Raw genomic sequence first — 26,687 nt, forward strand, 5'->3', positions numbered from 1 at the left:
GCCGGGATTATGCGATGCGGCCCGTTTACCAACCCCGCGAGGACGCAATTTCCGTCTCGCGGTCCTGGCGCCATTGTAGTACTTTGGTTGCAACGCACCTGGTTAATGGGCGGCAGGGGGAGGCTGATGAGACGTGCGGGGCTGTTTGGCGTACCGCGGGTACGGCCATGGTCGTGGCAGGCATTTCTGCTCGGGCCAATCGTCGTCGGAATGTCGGCTGTGCTTCAGGGCCTCTGCGTCGCGCTCGGCGCAAAGCTCTATTTCGTGGCGTTCCTGCCCGGCCTGTTCCTGCTTGCTCTCGTTGCAGGCGCACCGGCGGCGGCATTCGCCACGCTGCTCACCATTCCGCTGGTGTGGTGGGCGTTCATGCCGCCCTTATTCCAGTTCACCCCGCTGACCAGCGCGAATGCCGACTCCATCAACCTGTTCTGCCTCCTGGCCGTACTCCTGATTGGCCTTGCCGATCTCTGCCGCGAGACGATGACGATCATCAGAAGCGGCGGCCTGAAGCCTTCGGCCGAGAGCACGGCAACGAATCCGCAATAGCTCGCGCCGCGCGCGTTGCGGGCGCGCAACAGTCCGGCAACCATCAGCGAACTTGCCACGCGCCGCTAACTTTTCGAAAAAGATTTGGCCGCAGTTTCTCCCGCGGGAATGACGAGGGAGTTTTCGGACATGAACGGTCACGCCATCTTGGAGAACGTGCGCCGCTACCGCGGCATCGCATCGCTCTATCGCCAGACCGCTGCGTTCCGCCCGGGCCAGAGCTGGTCGCTGCTGGAGCAGGCGAGGGAGTGGGAAGCGCGGGCTCTGTCGGAGCTGGAAGCCTATTTCGCCTCGCGCACGGACCACGCCGCCCCGCTCGCGGCCTGATCGCTGGCCATCGGCGCGGCCGTGAACCGGCTCGCCGAAGGCGCGACCGCCCACAGGGCAATCACGGAGTTGCCCCCGCATCTTTCTGTGCTAGCAACGGGCCGATCGAAACATTCTTCACGTCGGCCGGGGCACGCGATGACCACCTTCAACCGCATCTTCACGACGGAGCGCCTGCTCCAGATCATCGTGGTGCTGGCGGCGACCGTCGCCATGAAGCTGATGAGCTGAGCGCCGGCCGGCTATTGCCCGCCGAGCTCGGGCACATCGGGCAGATAATTCGAGCCTTCCGAGCCCAGGAAATCGAACATCGCCTGCGCGGGCGGCAGCAGCACCTTGTCGCTGCGGCGGATCACGTACCATTGCCGGACGATCGGCAGGCCGGCAACGTCGAGCACGACGAGCCGGCCCTCGGCGAGCTCATGCGCCACGGTGTGGGCCGAGATGAAGGCGATGCCGAGCCCGGCGATGACCGCCTGCTTGATGGTCTCGTTGCTGCTCATCTCCATGCCGATGATCGGCTCGAGATCCGACTTCTGGAACATGCCCTCCATCAGCGTCCGTGTGCCCGAGCCGGGCTCGCGGGTGAGGAAGGTCTCGTGCACGAGGTCAGTCAGGTTGAGGCCGGAATCCTGCTCCAGCCAGTGGCCCTTGCGCGCGACGATGATGTGCGGATTGCGTCCGAGCTGGCGGACGTCGACGGTGACGTCGGCCGGTGGCCGACCCATCACCGCGAAATCGAGGTCGTAGCCGTGCATGGCCTCGCGGATCTCCTCGCGATTGCCGATGGTCAGCTTGATCTCGATCTTTGGATAGCGCTTGGAGAACGCTGCGATCGCGTGCGGCACGAAATATTTGGCGGTCGAGACCGCGCCGAGTTGCACGGTGCCGCCGGTCCGTCCCGCCAGCAGGTCGAGCGCGCCCTGGCAGTCCATGATCGCGGCCTCGACCCGCTCGGCCAGCGCCAGCACCTCCTTGCCCGCCCCCGTCAGCAGCATGCCGTCGCCGGTCCGCTGCACCAGGGGCAGGCCGGCAAGATCCTGAAGCTGCCGAAGCTGCTGGGTCACGGCCGGCTGGGTCAGCCCGAGATGGCTCGACGCCGCCGTCACGCTACCCTTGGCCGACAGCGCCGCAAGCGAGCGAAGCTGCCGGATCGTCAGATGCCGGAGCTGGGCCGCCGCATGGCCGGGGCCATTATAAGAAAATTCTTTGAGGCTCATTATAAATAGAAATTTTCCTTATTAAGCCGCCCCTGTCAATCTCCTGATGCCGGCACTGACCGCACCGACCTCCAGCGGGGAGGGAAACTGGATGCGGCGCCGGCAAAGGGGATGGACGCAGATGACCGGGCAACTCAGGCTGGACGACCACCTTCAACGGTATTCCGAGACCGCTCCTCACGCGCTCGCGGTGGCAGGTGCCGTCGATGCCATCGCGGCAGCGGCGATCGAGATCGCCGATCTCATCGCTAGCGGCGATCTCGCCGACGCCTCCGGCCTGACCACCGGCCGCAACAGCGACGGTGATGTTCAGCGTGACCTCGATGTCCAGGCCGACGCGATCCTGCGCCGCTGCCTCGGTCGGCTGCCGATCGCGGCGCTGGCGTCGGAAGAGATGCGCGAGGCCCAGATCGTCGACCGCGAAGGCCGTATCTGCGTTGCGATCGATCCGCTCGACGGCTCCTCCAACATCGACATCAACATGACCGTCGGCACGATCTTCTCGATCCTGCCGGCCCCCGATGATCTCTCACTCGCCTTCCATCAGCGCGGCTCGGCGCAGCTCGCGGCGGGCTTCGTCACCTACGGCCCGCAGACCTCGCTGGTGCTGACGCTCGGTGACGGCGTCGATATCTTCACGCTCGACCGCAAGGCCGGTTGCTTCCGCCTCGCGCGCAGCGCCGTGCAGATCTCCGAGGCCTGCGAGGAGTTCGCGATCAACGCGTCCAATCGCCGGCACTGGGATTCGCCGGTGCGCGCCTTCATCGACGAATGCCTCGCCGGTGTCGAGGGGCCCGCCAACCACGATTTCAACATGCGCTGGATCGGCTCGCTGGTCGCGGAAGCCTACCGCATCCTCACCCGCGGCGGCGTGTTTCTCTACCCTTCCGACGCGCGCCCCGGCTACGGCGACGGCCGCCTGCGCCTGACCTACGAGGCGCATCCGATGGCGATGATCGTTGAACAGGCCGGCGGCTCGGCCACGACCGGGCGCGAGCGCATCCTCGAACTAGCGGCGCAGAGCCTGCATCAGCGCGTGCCGCTGATCATGGGCTCGAGCAACGAGGTGCGGCGCGTCGAGGAGCTGCATTGCGATCCGCTGCTGATCGCCAGCGTTTCAGCGCCGCTGTTCGCGCGGCGCGGATTCTTCCGGCTCTGAGCGAGGCGTCCCCATGTCCAGGAAGCATCCGATCATTTCCATCACCGGCTCCTCCGGCGCCGGTACCACCTCGGTCAAGAAGACCTTCGAGCAGATCTTTTTCCGCGAGAAGGTCAACGCCGCCTACATCGAAGGCGACGCCTTCCATCGCTACGACCGCGCCGAGATGCGTGCGCAGATGGCGAAGGAGGCCGAGCGCGGCAACAAGCACTTCAGCCATTTCAGCCCCGAGACGAACCTGTTCGAGGAGCTGGAGCGCGCTTTCCGCGACTACGGCGAGACCGGCACCGCGGTGACGCGGCACTACGTCCACGACGCCGAGGAATCCGCGCTGCATGGTACGGCGCCCGGCACCTTCACCGACTGGAAGCAGCTGCCGGAGAACTCCGACCTGCTGTTCTACGAGGGCCTGCACGGCGCCGTGGTCACGGATAAGGTGAATGTCGCGCGCTATGCCGACCTCAAGATCGGCGTCGTGCCCGTCATCAATCTCGAATGGATCCAGAAGCTGCACCGCGACCGCAGTGCGCGCGGCTATTCGACCGAGGCCGTCACCGACACGATCCTGCGGCGGATGCCCGACTACATCCACTACATCTGTCCGCAATTCACCGAAACCGACATCAACTTCCAGCGCGTGCCGACGGTGGACACCTCCAATCCGTTCATCGCGCGCTGGATCCCGACGCCGGACGAATCGATGGTCGTGATCCGCTTCAAGAACCCGCGCGGCATCGACTTCCCCTACCTGCTGTCGATGCTGCCACAGAGCTGGATGTCGCGCGCCAATTCGATCGTGTGCCCCGGCGCCAAGCTCGACCTCGCGATGCAACTGATCCTGACGCCGCTGATCATGCAGCTGATTGAACGCAAGCGCAGCCTGAAGTGAACAGGGAGAGAATCCGATGAACATCTCCGTCCACGCTGAAGCCGACCTCACGGCGGTCACGCACAACGATCTCGCCAATGCCGTCCGCTTCCTCGCGGTCGACGCTATCGAGGCCTCGCAGTCCGGCCATCCCGGCCTGCCCATGGGCATGGCCGATGTCGCGACCGTGCTGTTCTCGCGTTTCCTGAAGTTCGACTCCGCGCACCCCAATTGGCCGGACCGAGACCGCTTTGTGCTGTCGGCGGGCCACGGCTCGATGCTGCTCTATGCGCTGCTGCATCTGACCGGCGGCGACGTCAGCCTCGATGACATCAAGGCCTTCCGCCAATGGGGCTCGAAGACGCCGGGCCACCCCGAATATGGTCATACGCCCGGCGTCGAAACGACCACGGGACCACTGGGGCAGGGGATCGCGACCGCGGTCGGCATGGCGCTTGCCGAGCGCATGGCCAATGCGCGGCATGGCGACGGGCTCGTCGATCACTTCACTTATGTCATTGCCGGCGACGGCTGCCTGATGGAAGGCATCAGCCAGGAGGCGATCTCGCTTGCCGGTCATCTCCAGCTCCGCCGGCTGATCGTGCTGTTCGACGATAACGGCATCTCCATCGACGGGCCGACCTCGCTTGCAACGTCGGACGACCAGCTCGCGCGTTTCGCTGCCTCCGGCTGGTCGGTGCGCCGCGTCGACGGACATGATCCCGAAGCGGTCGCCCAAGCCATTGCGGAGGAGCGGGAGACCGCAAAGCCGTCGCTGATCGCCTGCCGCACCGTCATCGGTTATGGCGCGCCTGATAGGCAGGGCACCGAGAAGGCGCATGGCGCGCCGCTTGGCACCGAGCAGACGGCAGCGGCGCGGCGGACGCTTGGTTGGGACTATCAGCCCTTCGTGGTGCCGATCCCGGTGCTCAAGGCGTGGCGGATGATCGGGCAGCGCGGGCAGGTCGATCGCCTCGCCTGGCTCGATCGTTACGAAGGTGCAGCACCAGAGCAGCGCGATCTGTTTGTCGAGGGCAAGGCCGTGACTCTGCCGGCCGTCTATGCGCTTGCCGCGGCGAAATTGCGCGAGCGCTTTGCCGGCGAGCGGCCGAAGCTCGCGACGCGGCAGGCCTCGCAACAGGTGCTCGATGCCATCGCCGGGACGATTCCCGGCCTGGTCGGCGGCTCCGCGGACCTGACGCATTCGAACCTGACGCATGCCAAGGCGCAGGCGCCGGTCAAGAGTGGTGCGTTCGCCGGCGACTACATCCATTACGGCATCCGCGAGCACGGCATGGCCGCTGCGATGAATGGCCTGGCGCTGCATGGCGGCTTCATCCCCTACGGCGGCACGTTCCTGGCGTTCTCCGATTACAGCCGGCCCGCGATCCGCCTTGCGGCCTTGATGCGGCTGCGCGTCATCCACGTGATGACCCACGACTCCATTGGTCTCGGCGAGGATGGCCCGACGCATCAGCCGGTCGAGCATCTCGCGGCGCTGCGCGTCATTCCCAACCTGCTCGTGTTCCGGCCGGCCGACGCGGTGGAGACGCTGGAGGCCTGGGACTGCGCGCTTGCGGCGGAGCACCGTCCGTCCGTGCTGTGCCTGTCGCGGCAGGCCTTGCCGACCTTCCGCAGCGATGTGCGCGGCAGAAACCGTGTCGCGAACGGCGCCTATCTCGTCGTCTCGCCGGATGGCGGCCGCGACGTGACGCTCATTGCAACCGGCTCGGAAGTCTCGATCGCGCTGGAAGCCGCCCGCCTGCTCGCGACTGAGCACATCCGTGCGGCCGTCGTCTCGGCGCCGTGCTTCGCGCTGTTCGAGGAGCAGCCTGAGGACTACCGCGCCAGCGTGCTCGGCACTGCGCCGCGCGTCGGGATCGAGGCGGCCGTAGCCGGCGATTGGCATCGCTGGATCGGCGCCGACGGTGAATTCGTCGGCATGCGCGGCTTCGGCGCCTCGGCGCCGGCACCCGTGCTGTACCGCGAGTTCGGCATCACGCCGCAGAGCATTGCGGAAGCCGCCCGCCGGGCGATTGCGCGCAAGAGTCAATAAGGAGGACGTCCCGTGGCCCGTATCACCCTTCGCCAACTGCTCGATCACGCCGCTACCTGCGGCTATGCCGTGCCGGCGTTCAACATCAACAACATGGAGCAGGGCATCGCGATCATGCAGGCGGCGGCCGAGGTCGATGCGCCCGTCATCATCCAGGCCTCGCGCGGTGCGCGCAGCTATGCCGGCGATCTCATGCTCTCGCACATGATCGACGCGCTGGAGCGGACCTATCCGGACATTCCACTTTGCATGCACCAGGACCACGGCAATGACGAGGCGACCTGCGCCTCCGCCATCGCCCACGGTTTCACGTCGGTCATGATGGACGGATCGCTGAAGGCCGACGCCAAGACGGCGGCCGACTATGACTACAACGTCGCGATCACGCGCCGCGTCGTCGATCTCGCCCATTGGGTCGGCGCTTCCGTCGAAGGCGAGCTCGGCGTGCTCGGCTCGCTCGAGCACGGCGGTGGCGAGCAGGAGGATGGTCACGGTGTCGAGGGTAAGGTCAGCCACGACCAGCTGCTGACCGATCCGGACCAGGCCGTCGACTTCGTTCGCGCGACGAAGGTCGATGCGCTGGCCATCGCGATGGGCACCTCGCACGGCGCCTACAAGTTCAGCCGCAAGCCTGATGGCGACATCCTGGCGATGCGGGTGGTCGAGGAGATCCACCGCCGGCTGCCGAACACGCATCTCGTCATGCACGGCTCCTCCTCGGTGCCGCAGCCGCTCCAGGACATGTTCAACCAGTTCGGCGGCGAGATGCCGCAGACCTGGGGCGTGCCGGTCGAGGAGATCGTTCGCGGCATCAAGAGCGGCGTGCGCAAGGTCAATATCGACACCGACTGCCGGCTGGCGATGACGGCGGTGTTCCGCAAGGTGGCGGCGCAAGCGCCCTCCGAGTTCGACCCACGCAAGTTCCTCAAGCCCGCGATGGATGCCATGCGCGAGCTCTGCCGGGAGCGGTTCGAGCAATTCGGCACGGCGGGCCACGCCAGCAGGATCAAGGTCGTTCCCTTGAGCGAGATGGCGCGGCGCTATCGCGCCGGCGAGCTCGATCCGTGCGTCGACGCCCGCGAGCCCGTGGCGGCCTGATCAATCAGAAAGAGCCGAGAAAAGAACAGGAGAGAGACATGAACGCACATGCAGGCACGGTCCGCGGCAAAGAGCGCTATCGCTCCGGCGTGATGGAATACAAGCGCATGGGCTATTGGGAGCCCGACTACACGCCGAAGGACACGGATGTGATCGCGCTGTTCCGCGTCACGCCGCAGGAGGGCGTCGATCCGATCGAGGCGTCTGCCGCAGTTGCCGGCGAATCCTCGACCGCGACCTGGACCGTGGTGTGGACCGACCGCCTGACGGCGGCCGAGAAATATCGAGCCAAATGCTATCGCGTCGATCCGGTGCCGGGCTCGCCCGGCTCGTATTTCGCCTATATCGCCTATGACCTCGACCTGTTCGAGCCGGGCTCGATCGCCAACCTCTCGGCCTCGATCATCGGCAACGTGTTCGGCTTCAAGCCGCTGAAGGCGCTGCGCCTCGAGGACATGCGCTTTCCCGTCGCCTATGTGAAGACGTTCCAGGGACCGGCGACCGGCATCGTGGTCGAGCGCGAGCGGCTCGACAAGTTTGGCCGGCCGCTGCTGGGCGCGACGGTGAAGCCGAAGCTCGGCCTGTCCGGCCGCAATTACGGCCGCGTGGTCTACGAGGCTCTGAAGGGCGGGCTCGACTTCACCAAGGACGACGAGAACATCAACTCGCAGCCCTTCATGCACTGGCGTGACCGCTTTCTCTACTGCATGGAGGCGGTGAACCGCGCGCAGGCGGCCTCGGGCGAGGTGAAGGGCACCTACCTGAACATCACCGCGGGCACGATGGAGGACATGTACGAGCGCGCCGAGTTCGCGAAAGAGCTCGGATCGTGCGTCGTCATGATCGACCTCGTGATCGGCTACACCGCGATCCAGTCGATGGCCAAATGGGCCAGGCGCAACGACATGATCCTGCATCTGCACCGCGCCGGCCACTCGACCTATACGCGGCAGAAGAGCCATGGCGTGTCGTTCCGCGTCATCGCCAAATGGATGCGCCTTGCCGGTGTCGACCACATCCATGCCGGCACGGTGGTCGGCAAGCTCGAAGGCGATCCCAACACCACGCGTGGCTACTACGATGTCTGCCGCGAGGATTTCAATCCGACCAAGCTCGAGCACGGCCTGTTTTTCGACCAGCATTGGGCGAGCCTCAACAAGATGATGCCGGTCGCCTCCGGCGGCATCCATGCCGGCCAGATGCACCAGTTGCTCGATCTCCTGGGCGAAGACGTCGTGCTGCAGTTCGGCGGCGGGACCATCGGCCATCCCATGGGCATTGCGGCTGGTGCGACCGCCAATCGCGTGGCGCTGGAAGCGATGATCCTCGCCCGCAATGAGGGCCGCGACTATGTCCACGAAGGGCCGGAGATTCTGGCCAAGGCGGCCCAGACCTGCACGCCGCTGAAGGCCGCGCTCGAGGTCTGGAAGGACGTCACCTTCAACTATCAATCCACCGACACGCCGGACTTCGTGCCGACAGCGCTCGAAACCGTTTGAGGAAACGCAGCATGAAACTCACTCAGGGTTGTTTTTCGTTCCTGCCCGATCTCACCGACGATCAGATCGCAAAGCAGGTGCAGTATTGCCTCGCCAAGGGCTGGGCGGTGAACATCGAATTCACCGACGATCCGCATCCCCGCAACACCTATTGGGAGATGTGGGGGCTGCCGATGTTCGATCTCCAGGATGCCGCCGGCGTGATGATGGAGCTCGCCGAGTGTCGCAGGGTGTACGGCGACCGCTACATCCGCATCAGCGGCTTCGATTCCAGCCATGGCTGGGAATCGGTGCGGATCTCCTTTCTCGTCAACCGGCCGAAGCAAGAGGCGGAGTTCGAGCTGGTGCGGCAGGAGGTAGGTGGCCGCGCAATCCGCTACACCACCGTGCGCCGCGCGGCCACGCACGCGTCAGCCTAAGTCATCCGCTTCCGCGCGGAGCTCTCCCTGCTCCGCATCCTTGGCGGACCACTGCTTCGCCGCTCCCCCGCGGCGAAGCCCTTTTCTTCGAGGTGCCGATGCTCGATGTGCCCCACGCAGCCACGACCGAACACAGCGAGACCCAATTCGATCTCCGCAAGGAGGCTGAAGCGGCCGGGATCACCGATACGCTGCAGCAGCTCGATCAGGAGCTGATCGGACTCAAGCCGGTGAAGAACCGCGTGCGCCAGATCGCCTCACTGCTGCTGATCGAACGTATCCGGCAGCGGGCGGGACTGGCCTCCGCGCCGCCGACGCTGCACATGTCGTTCACGGGCAATCCCGGCACCGGCAAGACCACCGTGGCGCTGCGCATGGCCAAGATCCTGCACGGCCTCGGCTTCGTGCGGCGCGGGCAGGTGATCTCGGTGACGCGTGACGATCTGGTCGGCCAGTATATCGGCCACACCGCGCCGAAGACCAAGGAGATCCTGAAGAAGGCGATGGGCGGCGTGCTTTTCATCGATGAGGCCTATTACCTGCATCGTCCCGACAACGAGCGTGACTACGGTCAGGAGGCGATCGAGATCCTGCTCCAGGTCATGGAGAACCAGCGCGAGGACCTCGTCGTGATCCTCGCCGGCTATGGCGAGCGGATGACGAGCTTCTTCGCCTCAAACCCCGGCTTCCGCTCCCGCATCGCCCACCACATCGAATTTCCGGATTATTCGGAAGCCGAGCTGCTCGTCATCGCCGAGCTGATGCTGAAGGAGCGGGGGTATCGCTTCTCGGCGGCGGCGCGGGATGCGTTCGAGCGGTACATCGCGCTGCGCCGGATCCAACCGTTCTTCTCCAATGCGCGCTCGATCCGCAACGCCGTCGACCGCATCCGCTTGCGCCAGGCCGATCGGCTGGTGTCCGATCTCGACCGGATGCTTGACGTCGCCGACCTCGAAACGGTCGACCCCTCGGACGTCCTGGCGAGCCGGGTCTTCAGCGGCGGCGCCGACACGCGGAGTGCAAAGCCATGACCAAGGAGATCCTCATCGCTCCCTCGATCCTGGCCGCGGATTTCGCCCGTCTCGGCGAAGAGATCGCCGCGATCGACGCGGCCGGCGCCGACTGGATCCATTGCGACGTGATGGACGGGCACTTTGTGCCGAACATCAGCTTCGGTGCCGATGTCATCAAGGCGATCCGGCCAATGACGAAGAAGGTCTTCGACGTGCATCTCATGATCGCCCCGGTCGATCCCTATATCGAGGCGTTCGCGACGGCCGGAGCGGATGTCATCACCGTCCACGCCGAAGCAGGCCCGCATCTCGACCGCTCACTTCAGGCCATTCGTGCACTCGGCAAGAAGGCCGGCGTCAGTTTGTGCCCGGCGACGCCGGAAGCTGTCGTCGAATATGTGCTCGACCGCATCGATCTCGTGCTTGTCATGACGGTCAATCCCGGATTCGGCGGCCAGTCGTTTCTCGAGTCCCAGATCGAGAAGATCAGACGAATTCGAACCATGATCGGCGACCGGCCGATCCGGCTCGAGGTCGATGGCGGCATCACCGGCGACACTGCGGCGATCGTTGCCGCGGCCGGCGCCGATACGCTCGTCGCGGGCTCTGCCGTATTTCGCGGCAAGAATGGCGCAGGATATGCCGCAAACATCGCAGCCATCCGCCTCGCCGCAGAGGCGGCGCGGGTTGCAGGATTGCACGATATTTCCGCGCAACCGGCACGTGCCAGGGAGACTGCGCGTATCCGGTAGATTACGGATGACACGCGGCCTCAGCGCCGTTCTGCTCTCCGGTTGTCCCAAAGAGTGCCACATCTCTCCGGGCTTTTACGGGGATCAAGCGCAAACCCGTCGGGTCCCTTCAGGCCGGCGTAACCAACCCAGCCGACCGTAGGTTGGATTAACGCTCGCGCAATGCTAGTCGGTTCAATCTATGGTTTAGGAACGCACGAGAGCGCGGTGATTTCGGATTAAAGGAATTTTCAGGCATGCTGCCTCAATGCGACGTGAACAATTACGTGAGCATGCATCGCTTGTTCGCCGAGCAGCTTCGTTGCGCGATCAACGCGACAGAGCAGGTCGATTTGAGCAAACTGGGCGAGCTCATCAGTGCGGCTTACGAGACGTGCGACCGTCCGCTCGTGGGCCCCGCGCAGACGCGTGACCGCGCCGAAGAAGAACTGCTGCGGACCCGCGAGTTTCTGGATATCATCATCGAGAGCATCCCGATCGCCGTGTTCGCGAAATGCGCGACGAGTTCGCGCTACATCCTGCTCAACCGAGCCGGCGAGATCTACTATGGCCTGCCGCGCGAGCAGATGCTGGGCAGGACGCCCGAGGAAATCTTTCCGGCGGACGTGGCCCGCATGGTCACCGAGCAGGACCGCCTGGTTATCGCGAGCGGCATGCCGATGTTCCTCGAGGAGCATCTGCTCGAAGTGGGCGTCAAGGGCCGCGACCGCGTCGTCAATTCACGCAAAATGCTGATCACAGATGGCGACGGGGACCCGCAATATCTGGTTGGCGTGATCGAGGACGTCACGGAGCGCGTCACCACCCGGCAGCGCATCAGCCATCTCGCGCATCATGATGTGCTCACCGATCTGCCGAACCGCAGCGCCTTCAACGCGGCGCTCGGCGACCGGTTGGAGCGAGCGCAGGAGGCGGCGACCAGTTTTGCCGTGCTGAGCCTCGATCTCGACCGCTTCAAGGAGGTCAACGACGTATTCGGTCACCCCGTCGGCGACATGCTGATGCGGGGGGCAGCTGACCGACTTGCCACGGAAGCCGAAGGCGCCTTCGTCGCCCGCATCGGTGGCGACGAGTTCATGATCCTGATGCCCGATAACACACGCCGTAAGGACGTTCTGGCGCTGGCTGAACGCCTGGTCGAGACGAGCGGCAAGGAGCTGGAGGCCGACGACCATATCTCCCACGTAGGCCTCAGCGTCGGCGTCGCGTTCTATCCGGACGACGGCGTGGACGCCGCGACGCTGCTCGCCAATGCCGATTCAGCCCTCTATCGTGCCAAGCGCGAGGGCAGGGGCCGGGTTCGCTGCTTCGAATCCGAGATGGACCAGGAGCTGCGCGACCGCAGGCTATTGCAGCACGATCTGCGCCAGGCGCTGGAGCAGAACCAGCTCCTCGTTTATTTCCAGCCGCAGGCGCGGGTGGATGGTGAGGTCATCGGCTTCGAGGCGCTGCTGCGCTGGAATCACCCGGTGCGGGGCTTCGTGCCACCGGACCAGTTCATTCCGCTCGCCGAGGAGAACGGGCTGATCGTCCAGATCGGCGAATGGATCTTGCGCGAAGCGTGCCGTGAGGCGGCATCCTGGCCGCGGCCGCTGCAAGTCGCCGTCAATCTGTCGCCGGTCCAGTTTCAGGCCGGCGATCTCGAGCGCTCGATCCACCAGATCCTGTTGGAGACGGGGCTTGCGCCGACGCGGCTCGAGGTCGAGATCACCGAGGGCGTGCTGATCGGCGATTTCACGCGTGCGCTCAATCTGCTGCGGCGGCTGAAGGCGCTCGGCATCCGCATTGCGATGGACGATTTCGGCACCGGCTATTCCTCGCTGTCCTATCTGCAGTCGTTCCCGTTCGACAAGATCAAGATCGATCACAGCTTCATTTCCAATCTCGAGGCGACGCCGCAATCGGCCGAGATTGTCCGCGCGGTCCTGGGCCTCGCGCACGCCCTGAATATTCCGGTCATTGCCGAAGGGGTGGAGACGGAAGCGCAGCGGACCTTCCTGGCGCGGGAGGCCTGCGAGGAGATGCAGGGCTATCTCGTCGGCCGGCCCGACCTGATCGAACGCTATCTCGACCTGGTCGGCGTGACCGTGGAGCGCCGCCTCTACGCCTAGCGTCCGGCCTGTGGCGGGGTTCCGGGCGTCGGTGGATTCTATTTGGAGCTTTGGCCTGAATACGCAGGTCCCAAGAACGAGCCGAGTTCAGATGCGGGAGCGCAGCAAATCTTTTGCACAACCGCCATCGACCTGACGCAAATCAGGGCAATAACCCATAGCAATGCGAGGGAGGGTCTCATGGAGAACGTACGTCGCTACCGGGCGCTGGCGTCCCTCTTTCGTCAGCAGGCGGCCTATCGGCCGCTCCAGAACTGGGAACTCCTCGGCCAGGCCGAGCATTTCGAGCATCTCGCCGAAATCGAACTCAAGGCGCATTTCGACGCCTGCAATGTGCAACGCGACAAGGACGCCGCCGCGCCCGCGACATGGGAAGCTCCCGTCGCGGCGTGATGGCGCCAAGCCGGCACGCCTCAATGCGACATCAGCGTCGGGACCGTCATGGCTTCCAGCATGGCGCGGGTGACGCCGCCGAGAACGCGCTCCTGCAACCGCGAATGGCCGTAGCCGCCCATCACCAGGAGGTCGAGACCCTCGTCCGCCGCCAGCGACAGGATGGTCGGTTGAATGTCGGCGCGTGTTGCCGATAGGGCGACCGTGCGGGTCGCCAGTCCGCGCCGGCGGAGATGTTTTGCCAGACTGCTCGCTGAAGCTTCGCTGGAGGCGGCGTCGGTCTCGTTGATGGTGATGATCACGGTCTCTGCGGCGCGGGCCAGGAACGGTGCTGCGTCGCGCACAGCACGGGCGGCGAGGCGGCTGCCGTCCCAGCAGATGCCGATCCGGTTCGCCTTGAAGGCTCCACGGAAGGTGTAGGGCAGGAACAGCACCGGGCCGCCCGCCTGGAACAGGATTTCGCGTGGCACGTCGTTGTCGAACGAGCCTTGCGATGGATCAGGCTGGAGCACGACGCTGAGGTCGTGCAGTCGCGCCATCTCACCGAGCGAGCCGGCTGCATCCGCCGGAATCGCGCCGAGTGCGTGGCAGGCGTAGGAGATGCCGGCGTTCGTCGCTTCGCTCTTGAACACCGCGAGCGCGGCCTCGGCCCGCTCCACGGCGCGCTCGCGTTCCATTTCGAACACGGCCGCCACCGCCGCGCCGCCCTCCATCACGTAAGCTGCACTGGTTGCGACATAGCCGACTGCGACCGCGTCGAGATGCGCGTTGAGGTTCGCCGCGAGCGAGATCGAGCCCTCGATCACGGCACGCATGGGACGTTCGGTGGGAATGTGGACGAGAATGTCTTTGTACATGGCGCGCCTCCAATGGACATCATCCGATGGTTGCAGTTTTTCACTGCGCGAAGGCCCCGTGTTGAGCTGCATCAAAACGGCCAGCGACGATTTGCCTGCTGCGCCCGCTCACCCATTCTTTGCCGAGATTTAATCGGATGGACGGGACGCCGTAAGGTAGCAGCGACCATGTTGAGGGCAAGGCGACACCATCTCAACATGGACATTTCGACATGAACGATCGCGTCAATTCCGACACTACCACGTCTCGCAAGATCTTGAGGCCGCGCCGGCTCGCGCTGCTCGGCACCGTGGCCGCGCTGGGCGTGGCCGCCCTGTCAATTGCCCCGGGCCCTTCGCCGTTCGGGATGAACTCCTTCATTGCGCCGGCTCATGCTGCGGAAGCCGTCGCAACGCCGCCGGGTTTCGGCGACCTGGTCAGCAAGGTCAAACCCGCGGTGATCTCGGTGCGGGTCAGAATCGACCAGGACAATGACAAAAGCGCGATGCTGCAGCAGAACCGGATGGATTCGGACGAGGACACGCCGTTCGACCAGTTCTCGCGGCAGTTCGGCTTCCGCTTCCCGGGCGGCCCGAACGGCATGCCGCGCCAGCGTCATCAGATGATCACGGGCGAAGGCTCCGGCTTTTTCATCTCCGCGGACGGCTATGCCGTGACCAACAACCATGTCGTCGACCACGCCGAGTCCGTGCAGGTGACGATGGACGACGGCACGACCTACACCGCGAAGGTGGTCGGCACCGATCCGAAGACCGATCTCGCGCTGATCAAGGTCGACGGCAAGAAGGACTTTCCGTTCGTCAAGTTCTCCGACCAGAAGCCGCGCATCGGCGACTGGGTGGTCGCGGTCGGCAATCCCTTCGGTCTTGGCGGCACTGTGACCGCCGGCATCGTCTCGGCCAGCGGCCGGGATATCGGCAATGGTCCCTATGACGACTTCATCCAGATCGATGCGCCCATCAACAAGGGCAATTCCGGCGGCCCGGCTTTCGACATGAACGGCAACGTCATCGGCGTGAACACTGCGATCTTCTCGCCCTCGGGTGGCTCGGTCGGCATTGGCTTCGATATTCCGGCCTCGACCGCCAAGCTCGTCGTCGCGCAATTGAAGGACAAGGGCGCGGTCACCCGGGGTTGGCTCGGCGTGCAGGTGCAGCCCGTGACGTCGGATATTGCCGACAGCCTCGGCCTCAAGGAGGCGCGCGGCGCGATCGTCGACAATCCGCAAGCTGGCAGCCCGGCGGCGAAGGCCGGCATCGAGGCGGGTGACGTCATCACCGCCGTCAACGGCACCACGATCAAGGACTCCCGCGATCTCGCCCGCACCATCGCCACCTTGGCGCCGGGCACGTCCGTGAAGCTCGATGTCTTCCGCAAGGGCGACAGCAAAACGGTGACCCTGGCGCTCGGTGAGCTGCCGAACGAACAGCAGGCCCAGAACAAGGCCTATGACGGCAAGGTGCAGCCGGGCGCCGGCACGCCGCGCCTCGGGCTTGGTCTGGCTCCGGCCGGTGAGGTGCAGGGCGCCGGCCAGAAGGGCCTCGTCGTCACCGAAGTTGACCCGGAAGGGCCGGCGGCGCAGCGCGGCATCAAGACCGGCGACGTCATCCTCAATGTCGGTGGCAAGGCTGTCAGCAATGTCGGCGAGGTGCGTTCGGAGCTGGCGCAGGCCAAATCGTCGGGCAAGCGCAGCGTTCTGCTGCAAGTCAGAAGCGCAGATGCCACCCGCTTCGTCGCGGTGCCGCTCGCGTAAGGCGAAGCTCGACCGGTACACGTCCGGAAAGGCGGCCCTCGGGCCGCCTTTCGCAGATGTAATCAGGCTCGCCAAATCCCGATAACATTCTCGTTAACGGCAGGGATGATCACCCGGTGCGTCCGAAAAAGCCGTGTTCGCTGGTCACAGTTCCGGGGTGCCTCTGTGCTCTGCTGCAACGCAGCCGCAGAGTCGAGTTGCAAGCGTGGAACTTCGAACCTTCCCGGCGCTTTGTGGAACTGGCCGGTGGTTCACATTTGATCGGTGCCGACATGGATCGATTGAAGCTCTCGCTGAACAGTGCGCTGCTCCTGGTGCCATTGCTGCTCTGGGACGGAAGCGCGCTCGGGCGCGACGACGGCCGCTACGCCGACTCGCCCCTGAAGCCATGGTTCGACAGCCTGCGCAGCCATCTCGGTCCGTGCTGCTCGGATGCGGATGGTTTCGCCGTTGCCGATCCCGACTGGGAGTCGCACAACGGGCGTTACCGCGTGCGTCTCGATGGACAGTGGATCGAGGTGCCGGACGAAGCCGTCATCACCGAGCCGAACCGGGCCGGCCGCACCATGGTGTGGCCGGTGAAGACTGCGTTCGGGATTTCGATCCGCTGCTTCATGCCGGGAAGCATGATCTGAGACTGGTCAGCGTCAGCGCCTGCTGGATTTGCGCTTCGACGACTTCTTCGACGATGTCTTCTTCGACGATGTCTTCTTCGACGATGTCTTGGACGTTCTCTTGGCGCTCTTCCGCTTCGAAGCCTTCTTCGGGACCTTCTTGCCCTTCTTGCGTGCCTTCGACAGTCCGATCGCGATTGCCTGCTTACGGCTCTTCACGCGGCCGCCGCGTCCGCCTCGCCCGCTCTTCGCGGTGCCCTTCTTGTAGCGCCGCATCTCGCTCTCGACATCGCTGCCGGAGCTGCGTGAGTAGCGGCGTTTCTTTGCCTTGCGTGCCATGCATGTTCTCCCTTGGCCGAAGAAAAACCATTCGGCACGGTCATGGTTCCGGGAGCGCGGATGCAACGTTCCACGCGCGAGCCGCAGCCTAGAAGGAATTCGCCAGCTCGATCTCCGCTTCCAGAGCCTGGATGCGCCGTGCGGCCTCGCTGAAGGACAGATCCCGTGCATATTGGGTGGGTTGATAGGCCTCTTCGCTCAGCCGCTTCAGCCTGAGGCCCTGCGCTCGCGTCATCTGCTCGCTCAGAAAAACCCTGGCGTCGTATTTACCTTGAACCTGCATGTCGCTGCTCCGTCCTGAAATCGTGACTTGACTATATGTTCTTATTTTGTTCTAACAAACCATGGACAACAGGATTAATGAAATTCGACGTAAAATCAGAGCCTTAAGGCTTGAGATGGCCGACGTCGAGGCGTCGGTGCGCGACCTCGTCGAGCGCGGCTGCGACTGCACAGAAAGGGCTCTGGCGCAGATGGATCTGCGCCGGAAAATCAACCTCCTGATCGGCGAATGGAGGGCGGCTGGCGGCAGCGACGTTCTGCCTGATGTCCGCGACCGGGTGCGCGTTCGTCCCGTGAAGACAGTTGACAATCCCGTACGAGCGATCCGGCGCCGCTGAGATATTTGGAAGTGCGCAGCGCGAGTGCCGAAAGCTCGTGGATGCCGATGCTTACGGCTTGGAGCGTCCAGCCCTCAAGACAAGGGCCCCGCAATGGCGGAGCCCTTCATAGATTCCTGGGAGCGCCTATTTGGTGTTGGTCATGCCGCCTTTCTTCGTCATGGTGCCGCCCTGATCGGAGCCGGGACCAGAGCCGCCTTGGCCGGAGGGATCTGCGCCCTTGGAAGACTTGATATTGGCGCCGGTGGTCTGCTGCGACGATGACATCGAGGATCCATGCTTGGCCTTATGCGACTTGGCCTGGGCGGCGAACGGCGCGGCGGCTAGGCCGGTTGCCAACATCACGGCGAGAGCGAGCTTGGTCGTCTTCATGCGGGAAACTCCCTGAGTTGAATTGACGCAGGCAGCCAACCGCTATTCGCCGCAGGAGTTCCCAACAAAGCATCCCCCACGCGTCACGCACGTTTCAAGATTGCTTGTCCTCTGCAAGCATGAAAACGACGCCGGTGAGCGTCGCGCCGATCGCGAACGTCGTCACCAAGGTGAGGGCGAAGACCGCAGCGGCCTGGCTTCCGCCGTTGTTCAGCAGGTTGGCCACGGCTGGATTGGACAGGACGAGCGTGAGGCTGAAGGTGAGGCCGAGGGCTGCGCCCATCATTGCATGCGTCATCAGCTTGATAAGGCCGCTGGCAGAGATCAGCTCAGACGACTTCTTGGTGCGCATGGGACTGCATCCCGAACTGGCATGCCAACGCACGCGCAATTCCCTGGTTCCATCCGATTGAAGGAATTTGTCATCACTAGCTTCATCCGACGTTCATGCCGGGCTTGCGAGGATGGGTGCCATCAAAACGGGAATATCGATATGGGTGAGGTAGTCTTTCTTTACCGCTCGCTGGCTTATCGCAATGCGGCCGCCGACATCCTGCGCAAAGCGCGCAAGCTTCCGCGTGGCGCGGAGCGGAGCGCGGCTCGCCGCTACGCTGGGGCGCTGCGTGATCTCGCCCGAACGGAAGCTTGGCTCGAAGGACGCGTCGCGCGCGAACCGCGGATGGCCCGGCGCGTGACGAACGCAGCGTCCGGTTAACCGGATGCGCGCTGCAATTCGGCGGAGCCGGCGGTGTCGAATTTGCCGGGTGTGGTCGTCGCCATCTTGCGTGTCAACGGCACCTCCAGCCGGCACAACAGGCCCTCGGCGCGCCAATCGAACTGCGCCTGTCCGCCAAGCTGGGACTCGATGCTCGCAAGCAGGCTCCGCGTGCCGAAGCCGCGCGACTTCGGTGTCATGACCAGCGGACCGCCGGATTCCTCCCAGTTCAGCGTGAGCAGCTCGTTCTCGACCTGCCAATCGATGGCGAGCCGCCCCGATCGAGTCGAGAGCGCGCCATACTTTGCCGAGTTGGTGAAGAGCTCGTGCAGTGCGAGCGCCAGCGTCTGGGCTGTTGCCGGCAGCAACTGAACTTCGGGACCTGCCAATCTGATCTGGTCCCCGAGCGAATAGGGCGCAAGCTCCTCGTCGATCAGCCTGGAGAGCTCGGCGCCCTGCCAGCTCGACAGCGACAGGATGGTGTGCACGCGCGCCAGCGCATTGATGCGTCCCTCGACGGCGTTGACATAGGCCTTGACCTCGTCGGCCCGCGTGAGGCGCACGATCGACTGCGCTAGCGCCAGCGCATTCTTGGCGCGATGATCGACTTCCCGCGCCAGGAGATTCTGCCGCTCCTCGGCGCGCTTGCGCTCGGTGATATCGACGGTGACGCCGCTGACGCGCACCACGCGCCCGCTCTCGTCGACTGTCGCGGCCGCCGTGCCGACGCACCAGCGCACCTCGCCGTCGGGCCGCACGATGCGGAACTCTGTCTCATAGGCGCGTGTGCCCTTGTTGAATTCGGCGATCGCCTTGCGCAGCTGATCGACGTCATCGGGGTGCAGCAGCGCCTGAACGTTGGCCGGATTGACCTCGAAGCCCTCCGGACCAACGCCGAAGATGCGGTATTGCCCCTCGTCCCACATCCAATCGCCGCTGATCCAGTCCCAGTCCCAAGAGCCCATCTTGCCGGCAGCGATCGCCATGCTGCGCCGCTGCTCGCTCTCGCGCAGCTTCGCGGTGGAGCTCTCCAGTTCAGCGGTGCGTGCGCGGACGCGATCCTCCAGCTCGTGGTTCAGCCGTTCGAGCTCGCGCGTCTTGCGGTAGAGCTCGGCAAACACCTTGATCTTGGCGCGCAGCACTTCCGGCACGACCGGTACCGGCACGTAGTCGACCGCGCCCATCTCGTAGCCGCGCAACCGGTCGATGTCGCTGACCTGGATGGCCGAGATGAAGATCATCGCGGTCTTCTGGAAGCGCGGATGCTCGCGGATCATCGCGGCGAGCTCGAAACCATCGAGCTCGGGCATGCAGACGTCGACCAGGATCACCGCGATCTCGGTCTTGAGCAGCACCTCCAGCGCCTCGCGCCCCGAGGAGGCGATCACGAGATTCTCGCCGAGATCCTTCAGAATCACCTCATAGGCGAGCAGCTTGGCGGGCTGGTCGTCGACGAGGAGGATGTTGACCTTTTCGTGGTCCATTCGCGGATCCCACTTAGCGGTGCAGCCACATGCGGATCGCAAGCAGCAATTGGTCGGTGTTGACGGGCTTGGCGAGGTAGTCGGACGCGCCGGCTTCCAGGCACTTCTCCCGGTCGCCCTTCATCGCCTTGGCGGTCAACGCGATGATCGGAACACGGGCGAAGCCCGGGTTCTCGCGGATCACGCCGATGGTCTGATAGCCATCCATCTGCGGCATCATGATGTCCATCAGCACGATCGCGATCTCCGGATTGGATTCGACCAGTGCCACCGCCTCGCTGCCGGTCGTCGCCGTCAGGACCTTCATGCCGCGTCGTTCCAGCACGCTCGACAGCGCGAATATGTTGCGGGCGTCGTCGTCGACGAGCAGGGCCGTCTTGCCGATCAGGTCCTCGTCGGAACTGTTCAGCTTCTCCAGCATGCGCTGCTTCTCGATCGGCAGCTCCGTGATCACGCGGTGCAGGAACAACGCAGTCTCGTCGAGCAGGCGTTCCGGCGATTCCACGCCCTTGACCACGATGCTGCGCGCCATGGTGTGGAGCTCGGCATCCTCCTCCGCCGAGAGCTCGCGTCCGGTGAACACCACGACCGGGATGTTCGACAGCGCCTCGTCGTTGCGGATCTGGTCGAGCACCTCGAAGCCGCTCATGTCGGGCAGCCTGAGGTCGAGCACCACGCAATCGCAGGGCTGCTCGCGCAGCGTCGAGAGCGCGCCGGCCCCGGTATCCGTAGCCAGGATCTCGATGTCGTCGTGGTGCAGCAGCTCGCGGATCGAAAGCTGCTCGGCCTCGTTGTCCTCCACGATCAGCAGCCGCTTGCGTCGCGGCCGCGCATATTCCTTGATCTGCGTCAGTGCGGCCGAGACGCCCTCGGTCGTCGTCGGCTTGTTGACGAAGGAGAACGCGCCGCGCGCCAGCGCATGCTGGCGGTCCTCGTCGAGCGTAATGATCTGCACGGGGATGTGGCGGGTAAGCGGATTGTGCTTGAGCTGGCTCAGCACGGTCCAGCCGAGCATGTCGGGCAGGAACACGTCGAGCGAGACGGCGGTCGGCTGGTACTGCTTGGCCAGATCCAGCGCTTCGGCGCCGCGGGCGGCGATCAGAACCTTGAAGCCCTTGTCACGGGCCAGATCGACCAGCACGCGTGCATAGTGCGGATCGTCCTCGACGATCAGGAGGATGGTGTCGCCGGGCTCGAGCTTGAGCCGGTCGTCTGGAAGCTGCTCGATGACGCGCTGCTGGTCGGGCGTGGCCGGCTGCAGCGCCGGCGGCTGGCCGTATTGCTGTGACGCCGGCGCGGCGCGCGGCGCGAGTGTCGGGCCGGAATATTTCAACGGCAGGTAAAGCGTGAACGACGAGCCCTTGCCCGGCGCGCTGCGCAGATGGATCTCGCCTCCGAGCAGGCTCGCGAGTTCGCGGCTGATCGCGAGCCCGAGCCCGGTGCCGCCATACTTTCGGCTGGTGCCGGCATCCGCCTGCTGGAACGCCTCGAAGATCAGCTTCTGCTTCTCCAGGGGAATGCCGATGCCGGTATCGGACACTTCGAAGGCGATCACGGCCGGCGCAGAGTTCAGCACCGGGTGATCGGTCCCCCAGCCGCCGACCGCGCCGGCGACCTTCAGGCGCACTTCGCCTTCGGCGGTGAACTTGAAGGCGTTGGAGAGCAGGTTCTTCAGGACCTGTTGCAGGCGCTTGGAGTCGGTGACGATGCTGCGCGGCAGGTTCGGATCGACGTCGATCTTGAACGACAGATTGCGGTTGTCTGCCTCGTGCCGGAACGGCCGGCCGACGGTCTCGAGCAGGTTCGCCGTCAGGATCTCCTCGGCGTCGACCGTCACCGTACCGGACTCGATCTTCGAGAGATCGAGAATGTCGCTGATGAGGTTGAGCAGGTCGGTGCCGGCGCCGTGGATGGTGCGGGCGAATTCGACCTGCTTGGCCGAGAGGTTGCCATCCGGGTTGTCGCTGAGCTGCTGCCCGAGGATCAGGATCGAGTTCAGCGGCGTGCGCAGCTCGTGGCTCATATTGGCGAGGAATTCGGACTTGTATTTCGAGGTCAGCGCGAGCTCGGTCGCCTTCTCCTCGAGCGCGCGGCGGGCCTGCTCGATCTCCTGGTTCTTGCGCTCGACTTCGACGTTGCGCTCGGCGAGCTGCTGCGCCTTCTGCTCGAGCTGGTCGTTGGTCTGCTGCAATTCGCGTTGCTGGGTCTGCAGCTCGCCGGCGAGCTGCTGCGACTGCTTGAGCAGACCTTCCGTCTGCATCGTCGCCTCGATCGAATTGAGCACGATGCCGATGGAGTCGGTGAGCTGCTCCAGGAACGTCATCTGCGAGGTCGTGAAGGAGACGAGCGAGGCGAGCTCGATCACGGCCTTGACCTGGCCCTCGAACAGCACCGGCAGCACGACGAGGTTCTTTGGGGCGACGCGGAACAATGCGGAATTGATCGGCACCACGTCCGTCGGAATGTCCGCGACGACCCGCGGGCGCCTGTCGAGCGCGCACTGGCCAATCAGGCCCTCGCCGAATTGCAACACGCTTTGATAGGGATAGACGCCGTCGCTGGCATAAGAGGCGAGCAGCAGGAGCTGTGGATTGTCCTCGCTCTCGACCTGATAGATCACGCCGGTGTGGGCGTTTACCAGCGGCGACAGTTCGGTGAGCAGCAGCCGGCCCACTGTGGCGAGGTCGCGCTGGCCCTGCAGCATGTTGGTGAATTTGGCGAGATTGGTCTTCAGCCAGTCCTGCTCGGTGTTCACGTCCGTCGTGAGACGGAGGTTCGTGATCATCGTGTTGATGTTGTCCTTGAGCTCGGCGACCTCGCCGCGGGCGTCGACCTGGATCGACCGCGTCAGGTCGCCCTTGGTCACGGCGGTCGCGACTTCCGCGATCGCGCGCACCTGCGAGGTGAGGTTGGCCGCGAGAAGGTTGACGTTGCCGGTGAGGTCCTTCCAGGTGCCGGCGGCGCCGGGCACGTTGGCCTGGCCGCCGAGCCGGCCCTCGACGCCGACCTCGCGCGCCACCGACGTCACCTGATCGGCGAAGGTTGCGAGCGTCTCGGTCATGTTGTTGATGGTGTCGGCGAGGGCGGCGACCTCGCCGCGCGACTTCATCGTCAGGTTCTGCTTGAGGTCGCCGTTGGCGACTGCGGTCACCACCTTGACGATGCCGCGCACCTGCTCGGTCAGGTTCGCAGCCATCAGGTTCACGGTGTCGGTGAGGTCCTTCCACGTACCTGCGACGCCGGGCACCTGGGCCTGGCCGCCCAACTTGCCTTCGGTGCCGACCTCGCGCGCCACGCGCGTCACTTCGCCGGCGAAGGCGTTGAGCTGGTCCACCATGGTGTTGATGGTGTTCTTCAGCTCGAGGATTTCGCCCTTCACGTCGACGGTGATCTTGCGCGAGAGGTCGCCGCGCGCGACCGCAGTAGTGACTTCGGCGATGTTGCGGACCTGGGTGGTGAGGTTCGCGGCGAGCAGGTTGACGTTGTCGGTGAGGTCCTTCCAGGTGCCGCCGACGCCGGGCACGACGGCCTGACCGCCGAGCCGGCCTTCGGTGCCGACCTCGCGCGCGACGCGCGTCACTTCGGCGGCGAAGGAGCGGAGCTGCTCGACCATGGTGTTCAAGGTGTCCTTGAGCAGCAGGATCTCGCCGCGCACGTCCACCGTGATCTTCTTCGACAAGTCGCCGCCGGCGATCGCGGTCGCGACCTCGGCGATGTTGCGGACCTGGGCCGTGAGGTTCGAGGCCATGAAGTTGACGTTGTCGGTGAGATCCTTCCAGGTGCCGGCGACGCCGGGCACCTCGGCCTGGCCGCCGAGCTTACCTTCGGTGCCGACCTCGCGCGCCACGCGCGTCACTTCGCCGGCAAAACCGTTGAGCTGGTCCACCATGGTGTTGATGGTGTTCTTGAGCTCGAGGATTTCGCCCTTCACGTCGACGGTGATCTTGCGCGACAAGTCGCCACGCGCGACCGCGGTCGTCACTTCGGCGATGTTGCGAACCTGGGCGGTGAGGTTGCCGGCCATCGAGTTCACGCTGTCGGTGAGGTCCTTCCAGGTGCCGGCCACGCCGGGCACGTTGGCCTGACCGCCCAGGCGGCCTTCGGTGCCGACCTCGCGCGCCACGCGCGTCACCTCGCCCGCGAAGCGGTTGAGCTGGTCGACCATCGTGTTCAGCGTGTCCTTGAGCTGAAGGATCTCGCCGCGCACGTCCACCGTGATCTTGCGCGACAGGTCGCCGCCGGCGATCGCGGTCGCGACTTCGGCGATGTTGCGGACCTGGGCGGTGAGGTTGCCCGCCATCGAGTTGACGCTGTCGGTCAAGTCCTTCCAGGTGCCGGCGACGCCGGGCACGCCGGCCTGGCCGCCGAGCTTGCCGTCGGTGCCAACCTCGCGGGCGACGCGCGTGACTTCGCCGGCGAAGGCGTTGAGCTGGTCCACCATGGTGTTGAGCGTTTCCTTCAGCTGAAGGATCTCGCCCGACACGTTCACCGTGATCTTCTTCGACAGATCGCCCTTGGCGACCGCGGTCGCGACCTCGGCGATGTTGCGGACCTGGCCGGTGAGGTTCGAGGCCATCGAGTTGACGCTGTCGGTGAGGTCCTTCCAGGTGCCGCCGACGCCGCGCACCACCGCCTGGCCGCCGAGCTTGCCTTCGGTGCCGACCTCGCGCGCCACGCGCGTGACTTCGCCGGCGAAGGCGTTGAGCTGGTCCACCATGGTGTTGATGGTGTCCTTCAGCTCCAGGATCTCGCCGCGCACGTCCACGGTGATCTTCTTCGAGAGGTCGCCGCCGGCAACCGCCGTCGTCACCTCGGCGATGTTGCGGACCTGCGCGGTCAGGTTCGAGGCCATCGAGTTGACGCTCTCGGTCAGGTCCTTCCAGGTGCCGGCGACGCCGAGCACGTTGGCCTGGCCGCCGAGCCGCCCGTCGGTGCCGACCTCGCGGGCGACGCGCGTCACTTCGCCGGCGAAGGCGTTGAGCTGGTCCACCATGGTGTTGAGCGTTTCCTTCAGCTGAAGGATCTCGCCCGAGACGTTCACCGTGATCTTCTTCGACAGGTCGCCGCTCGCGATGGCCGTTGCGACATCGGCGATGTTGCGGACCTGCGCGGTCAAGTTCGAGGCCATGAAGTTGACGTTGTCGGTGAGGTCCTTCCAGGTGCCGGCCACACCCGGCACCTGGGCCTGGCCGCCGAGCTTGCCCTCGGTGCCGACCTCGCGCGCCACGCGCGTCACTTCCGAAGCGAACGAGTTGAGCTGGTCCACCATGGTGTTGATGGTGTCCTTCAGCTCCAGGATCTCGCCGCGCACGTCCACCGTGATCTTGCGCGAGAGGTCGCCACGCGCCACGGCGGTCGTGACGTTGGCGATGTTGCGCACCTGCGCAGTCAGGTTGCCGCACATCGCGTTGACGGAATCGGTGAGATCTTTCCAGGTGCCGGCGACGCCCGGCACGATCGCTTGGCCGCCGAGCTTGCCGTCGGTGCCGACCTCGCGCGCCACGCGCGTCACCTCGGAGGCGAAGGAGCGGAGCTGGTCCACCATCGTGTTGATGGCTTCCTTGAGCTGAAGGATCTCGCCGCGGACGTCGACCGTGATCTTCTTGGAAAGGTCGCCATTGGCGACCGCGATCGTCACCTCGGCGATGTTGCGAACCTGGTTGGTCAGGTTGTTCGCCATCGAGTTGACGCTCTCGGTCAGGTCCTTCCAGACGCCGGTCACCTCAGGCACCTGGGCCTGGCCGCCGAGCTTGCCCTCGGTGCCGACCTCGCGCGCGACGCGCGTCACCTCGGAGGTGAACACGCCGAGCTGCTTGATCATGGTGTTGACGATGGTCGCCGACTGCAAAAACTCGCCGCCGAGCGGACGGCCATCGACGTCGAGCTTGACCGTCTGGAGCAGGTCGCCTTGTGCGACGGCTGCGACTGCGCGCGTCACCTCGCGCGTCGGCCACAACAGGTCGTCGATCAGCGTGTTGACGGAACCTTCCATGTCGGCCCAGGAGCCTGAGGCGAGGCCGAACTTCACGCGCTGGCGGGTCTTGCCTTCGCGCCCCACAACCTGGCCGACCAGCTCGAGTTGCTGCGCCATGCGCTGGTTGGCGGCGATGATTTCGTTAAGAGTGTCGGCAATCTTGCCGTCGATGCCGAGATAGTCGCCGCTCATGCGCACCGAAAAGTCACCGCTGCGCATCGCCTGCAAGGCGAGCAAAAGCTCTGCCCGGGAATCCGGCTCCGTACCGTTGGTTTTGGGCTTTGGGACGCGACGACCGGAGCGTGATGCAGTTCCGGGATCGAGGTCGCTCATACTGATTCCCCCGCAGGCGTCGGCCGAATCCGAGGCAAGACGCGTTTGGTCGAAATGAAATAGAGCGTCAGCCAAATTCGAAATCAAGCGCCAAGGTGCAGCGCTAGGAAATGGAACCCGCTTTGCTCAGCCCGGCTAAAGTAACGATGATCCTCCGGATTGGT

General features: G+C 64.9%; 23 protein-coding genes. 15 read left to right on the top strand and 8 right to left on the bottom strand.

Features of this window, described 5'->3' with window-relative positions:
* Positions 1-126: 126 nt before the first annotated feature.
* Together CVM73_RS22070 and CVM73_RS22075 are read left to right on the top strand one after the other, a co-directional pair.
* The gene (locus CVM73_RS22070) at positions 127-546 is read left to right on the top strand and encodes a DUF4118 domain-containing protein (RefSeq protein WP_100233970.1); all 420 of its coding nucleotides are present in this window, start codon (positions 127-129) and stop codon (positions 544-546) included.
* A 129-nt stretch (positions 547-675) separates the two neighbouring features.
* Entirely contained in the window at positions 676-873 is a 198-nt protein-coding gene (locus CVM73_RS22075) for a hypothetical protein (protein ID WP_025034581.1), read from the top strand.
* Between the two features lie 242 nt (positions 874-1,115).
* On the opposite strand, the gene CVM73_RS22080 is transcribed toward CVM73_RS22075, so the two are convergent.
* On the bottom strand, positions 1,116-2,093 hold the full coding sequence (locus CVM73_RS22080; protein WP_100233971.1) for a LysR family transcriptional regulator: 978 nt from the start codon (positions 2,091-2,093) through the stop codon (positions 1,116-1,118).
* Positions 2,094-2,214: 121 nt separating this feature from the next.
* Between CVM73_RS22080 and CVM73_RS22085 the strand changes: the two genes are divergently transcribed.
* From CVM73_RS22085 to CVM73_RS22130, 10 genes are all read left to right on the top strand, one after another.
* Positions 2,215-3,252 (top strand): class 1 fructose-bisphosphatase, encoded by a 1,038-nt coding sequence (locus CVM73_RS22085; RefSeq protein WP_100233972.1) that lies wholly within the window; start codon positions 2,215-2,217, stop codon positions 3,250-3,252.
* Positions 3,253-3,265: 13 nt separating this feature from the next.
* Entirely contained in the window at positions 3,266-4,141 is an 876-nt protein-coding gene (locus CVM73_RS22090) for a phosphoribulokinase (RefSeq protein ID WP_100233973.1), read from the top strand.
* 16 nt (positions 4,142-4,157) lie between these two features.
* Positions 4,158-6,176 carry a transketolase gene (gene tkt, locus CVM73_RS22095; RefSeq protein ID WP_100233974.1) on the top strand — a complete coding sequence of 673 codons (2,019 nt, stop codon included), beginning with the start codon at positions 4,158-4,160 and terminating at the stop codon, positions 6,174-6,176.
* Between the two features lie 12 nt (positions 6,177-6,188).
* Positions 6,189-7,274, top strand: coding sequence for a class II fructose-bisphosphate aldolase (gene fba / locus CVM73_RS22100; protein ID WP_100233975.1), 1,086 nt, complete (start codon positions 6,189-6,191; stop codon positions 7,272-7,274).
* A 38-nt stretch (positions 7,275-7,312) separates the two neighbouring features.
* A complete protein-coding gene (locus tag CVM73_RS22105; RefSeq protein WP_100233976.1) occupies positions 7,313-8,773 on the top strand; it encodes a form I ribulose bisphosphate carboxylase large subunit in 1,461 nt (486 codons plus the stop codon).
* 11 nt (positions 8,774-8,784) lie between these two features.
* Positions 8,785-9,192, top strand: coding sequence for a ribulose bisphosphate carboxylase small subunit (locus tag CVM73_RS22110; protein ID WP_100233977.1), 408 nt, complete (start codon positions 8,785-8,787; stop codon positions 9,190-9,192).
* 98 nt (positions 9,193-9,290) lie between these two features.
* Positions 9,291-10,223, top strand: a complete 933-nt coding sequence (gene cbbX / locus CVM73_RS22115; protein WP_167406978.1) for a CbbX protein — start codon at positions 9,291-9,293, stop codon at positions 10,221-10,223.
* Positions 10,220-10,957, top strand: coding sequence for a ribulose-phosphate 3-epimerase (gene rpe, locus CVM73_RS22120; RefSeq protein WP_100233979.1), 738 nt, complete (start codon positions 10,220-10,222; stop codon positions 10,955-10,957). Before cbbX ends, rpe begins: the two co-directional genes overlap by 4 nt.
* Positions 10,958-11,193: 236 nt before the next feature.
* Positions 11,194-13,068 (top strand): putative bifunctional diguanylate cyclase/phosphodiesterase, encoded by a 1,875-nt coding sequence (locus CVM73_RS22125; RefSeq protein ID WP_245452403.1) that lies wholly within the window; start codon positions 11,194-11,196, stop codon positions 13,066-13,068.
* 180 nt (positions 13,069-13,248) lie between these two features.
* On the top strand, positions 13,249-13,461 hold the full coding sequence (locus CVM73_RS22130; protein WP_100233980.1) for a hypothetical protein: 213 nt from the start codon (positions 13,249-13,251) through the stop codon (positions 13,459-13,461).
* Between the two features lie 20 nt (positions 13,462-13,481).
* Here CVM73_RS22130 and CVM73_RS22135 read toward each other — a convergent pair whose 3' ends face one another.
* Entirely contained in the window at positions 13,482-14,318 is an 837-nt protein-coding gene (locus CVM73_RS22135; protein WP_167406979.1) for a universal stress protein, read from the bottom strand.
* Between the two features lie 212 nt (positions 14,319-14,530).
* Here CVM73_RS22135 and CVM73_RS22140 point away from each other — a divergent pair, with 212 nt between their 5' ends.
* Both CVM73_RS22140 and CVM73_RS22145 read left to right on the top strand, forming a co-directional pair.
* Positions 14,531-16,072 carry a Do family serine endopeptidase gene (locus tag CVM73_RS22140; protein ID WP_100233982.1) on the top strand — a complete coding sequence of 514 codons (1,542 nt, stop codon included), beginning with the start codon at positions 14,531-14,533 and terminating at the stop codon, positions 16,070-16,072.
* Positions 16,073-16,344: 272 nt separating this feature from the next.
* Positions 16,345-16,707, top strand: a complete 363-nt coding sequence (locus CVM73_RS22145) for a hypothetical protein (protein WP_100234047.1) — start codon at positions 16,345-16,347, stop codon at positions 16,705-16,707.
* A gap of 12 nt (positions 16,708-16,719) precedes the next feature.
* On the opposite strand, the gene CVM73_RS22150 is transcribed toward CVM73_RS22145, so the two are convergent.
* Positions 16,720-17,025, bottom strand: a complete 306-nt coding sequence (locus CVM73_RS22150; protein WP_100233983.1) for a DUF6496 domain-containing protein — start codon at positions 17,023-17,025, stop codon at positions 16,720-16,722.
* An 88-nt stretch (positions 17,026-17,113) separates the two neighbouring features.
* Entirely contained in the window at positions 17,114-17,308 is a 195-nt protein-coding gene (locus tag CVM73_RS22155; RefSeq protein ID WP_100233984.1) for a DUF3072 domain-containing protein, read from the bottom strand.
* Between the two features lie 115 nt (positions 17,309-17,423).
* Between CVM73_RS22155 and CVM73_RS22160 the strand changes: the two genes are divergently transcribed.
* Positions 17,424-17,645 carry a hypothetical protein gene (locus CVM73_RS22160; protein WP_100233985.1) on the top strand — a complete coding sequence of 74 codons (222 nt, stop codon included), beginning with the start codon at positions 17,424-17,426 and terminating at the stop codon, positions 17,643-17,645.
* 126 nt (positions 17,646-17,771) lie between these two features.
* On the opposite strand, the gene CVM73_RS22165 is transcribed toward CVM73_RS22160, so the two are convergent.
* The 4 genes from CVM73_RS22165 to CVM73_RS22185 all read right to left on the bottom strand — a co-directional run bounded on the left by CVM73_RS22165 (position 17,772) and on the right by CVM73_RS22185 (position 26,523).
* Complete coding sequence (locus tag CVM73_RS22165) at positions 17,772-18,017, bottom strand: hypothetical protein (RefSeq protein WP_100233986.1); 246 nt, start codon at positions 18,015-18,017, stop codon at positions 17,772-17,774.
* A gap of 94 nt (positions 18,018-18,111) precedes the next feature.
* Positions 18,112-18,369: a hypothetical protein gene (locus CVM73_RS22170; RefSeq protein WP_100233987.1), complete on the bottom strand. Its 258-nt coding sequence runs from the start codon at positions 18,367-18,369 to the stop codon at positions 18,112-18,114.
* Positions 18,370-18,728: 359 nt separating this feature from the next.
* A complete protein-coding gene (locus CVM73_RS22180; RefSeq protein ID WP_100233989.1) occupies positions 18,729-20,216 on the bottom strand; it encodes an HWE histidine kinase domain-containing protein in 1,488 nt (495 codons plus the stop codon).
* 13 nt (positions 20,217-20,229) lie between these two features.
* The gene (locus CVM73_RS22185; protein WP_100233990.1) at positions 20,230-26,523 is read right to left on the bottom strand and encodes a HAMP domain-containing protein; all 6,294 of its coding nucleotides are present in this window, start codon (positions 26,521-26,523) and stop codon (positions 20,230-20,232) included.
* Between the last annotated feature and the right edge of the window lie 164 nt (positions 26,524-26,687).

Origin of the sequence: Bradyrhizobium forestalis (assembly GCF_002795245.1) — a bacterium.
Lineage (GTDB): Bacteria > Pseudomonadota > Alphaproteobacteria > Rhizobiales > Xanthobacteraceae > Bradyrhizobium > Bradyrhizobium forestalis.

Coding starts and splice junctions, on each gene's coding strand:
- CVM73_RS22070 (WP_100233970.1), top strand. CDS start 127: ATGAGACGTGCGGGGCTGTTTGGCGTACCGCGGGTACGGCCATGGTCG.
- CVM73_RS22075 (WP_025034581.1), top strand. CDS start 676: ATGAACGGTCACGCCATCTTGGAGAACGTGCGCCGCTACCGCGGCATC.
- CVM73_RS22080 (WP_100233971.1), bottom strand. CDS start 2,093: ATGAGCCTCAAAGAATTTTCTTATAATGGCCCCGGCCATGCGGCGGCC.
- CVM73_RS22085 (WP_100233972.1), top strand. CDS start 2,215: ATGACCGGGCAACTCAGGCTGGACGACCACCTTCAACGGTATTCCGAG.
- CVM73_RS22090 (WP_100233973.1), top strand. CDS start 3,266: ATGTCCAGGAAGCATCCGATCATTTCCATCACCGGCTCCTCCGGCGCC.
- tkt (WP_100233974.1), top strand. CDS start 4,158: ATGAACATCTCCGTCCACGCTGAAGCCGACCTCACGGCGGTCACGCAC.
- CVM73_RS22105 (WP_100233976.1), top strand. CDS start 7,313: ATGAACGCACATGCAGGCACGGTCCGCGGCAAAGAGCGCTATCGCTCC.
- CVM73_RS22110 (WP_100233977.1), top strand. CDS start 8,785: ATGAAACTCACTCAGGGTTGTTTTTCGTTCCTGCCCGATCTCACCGAC.
- cbbX (WP_167406978.1), top strand. CDS start 9,291: ATGCTCGATGTGCCCCACGCAGCCACGACCGAACACAGCGAGACCCAA.
- rpe (WP_100233979.1), top strand. CDS start 10,220: ATGACCAAGGAGATCCTCATCGCTCCCTCGATCCTGGCCGCGGATTTC.
- CVM73_RS22125 (WP_245452403.1), top strand. CDS start 11,194: ATGCTGCCTCAATGCGACGTGAACAATTACGTGAGCATGCATCGCTTG.
- CVM73_RS22130 (WP_100233980.1), top strand. CDS start 13,249: ATGGAGAACGTACGTCGCTACCGGGCGCTGGCGTCCCTCTTTCGTCAG.
- CVM73_RS22135 (WP_167406979.1), bottom strand. CDS start 14,318: ATGTACAAAGACATTCTCGTCCACATTCCCACCGAACGTCCCATGCGT.
- CVM73_RS22140 (WP_100233982.1), top strand. CDS start 14,531: ATGAACGATCGCGTCAATTCCGACACTACCACGTCTCGCAAGATCTTG.
- CVM73_RS22145 (WP_100234047.1), top strand. CDS start 16,345: ATGGATCGATTGAAGCTCTCGCTGAACAGTGCGCTGCTCCTGGTGCCA.
- CVM73_RS22150 (WP_100233983.1), bottom strand. CDS start 17,025: ATGGCACGCAAGGCAAAGAAACGCCGCTACTCACGCAGCTCCGGCAGC.
- CVM73_RS22155 (WP_100233984.1), bottom strand. CDS start 17,308: ATGCAGGTTCAAGGTAAATACGACGCCAGGGTTTTTCTGAGCGAGCAG.
- CVM73_RS22160 (WP_100233985.1), top strand. CDS start 17,424: ATGGCCGACGTCGAGGCGTCGGTGCGCGACCTCGTCGAGCGCGGCTGC.
- CVM73_RS22165 (WP_100233986.1), bottom strand. CDS start 18,017: ATGAAGACGACCAAGCTCGCTCTCGCCGTGATGTTGGCAACCGGCCTA.
- CVM73_RS22170 (WP_100233987.1), bottom strand. CDS start 18,369: ATGCGCACCAAGAAGTCGTCTGAGCTGATCTCTGCCAGCGGCCTTATC.
- CVM73_RS22180 (WP_100233989.1), bottom strand. CDS start 20,216: ATGGACCACGAAAAGGTCAACATCCTCCTCGTCGACGACCAGCCCGCC.
- CVM73_RS22185 (WP_100233990.1), bottom strand. CDS start 26,523: ATGAGCGACCTCGATCCCGGAACTGCATCACGCTCCGGTCGTCGCGTC.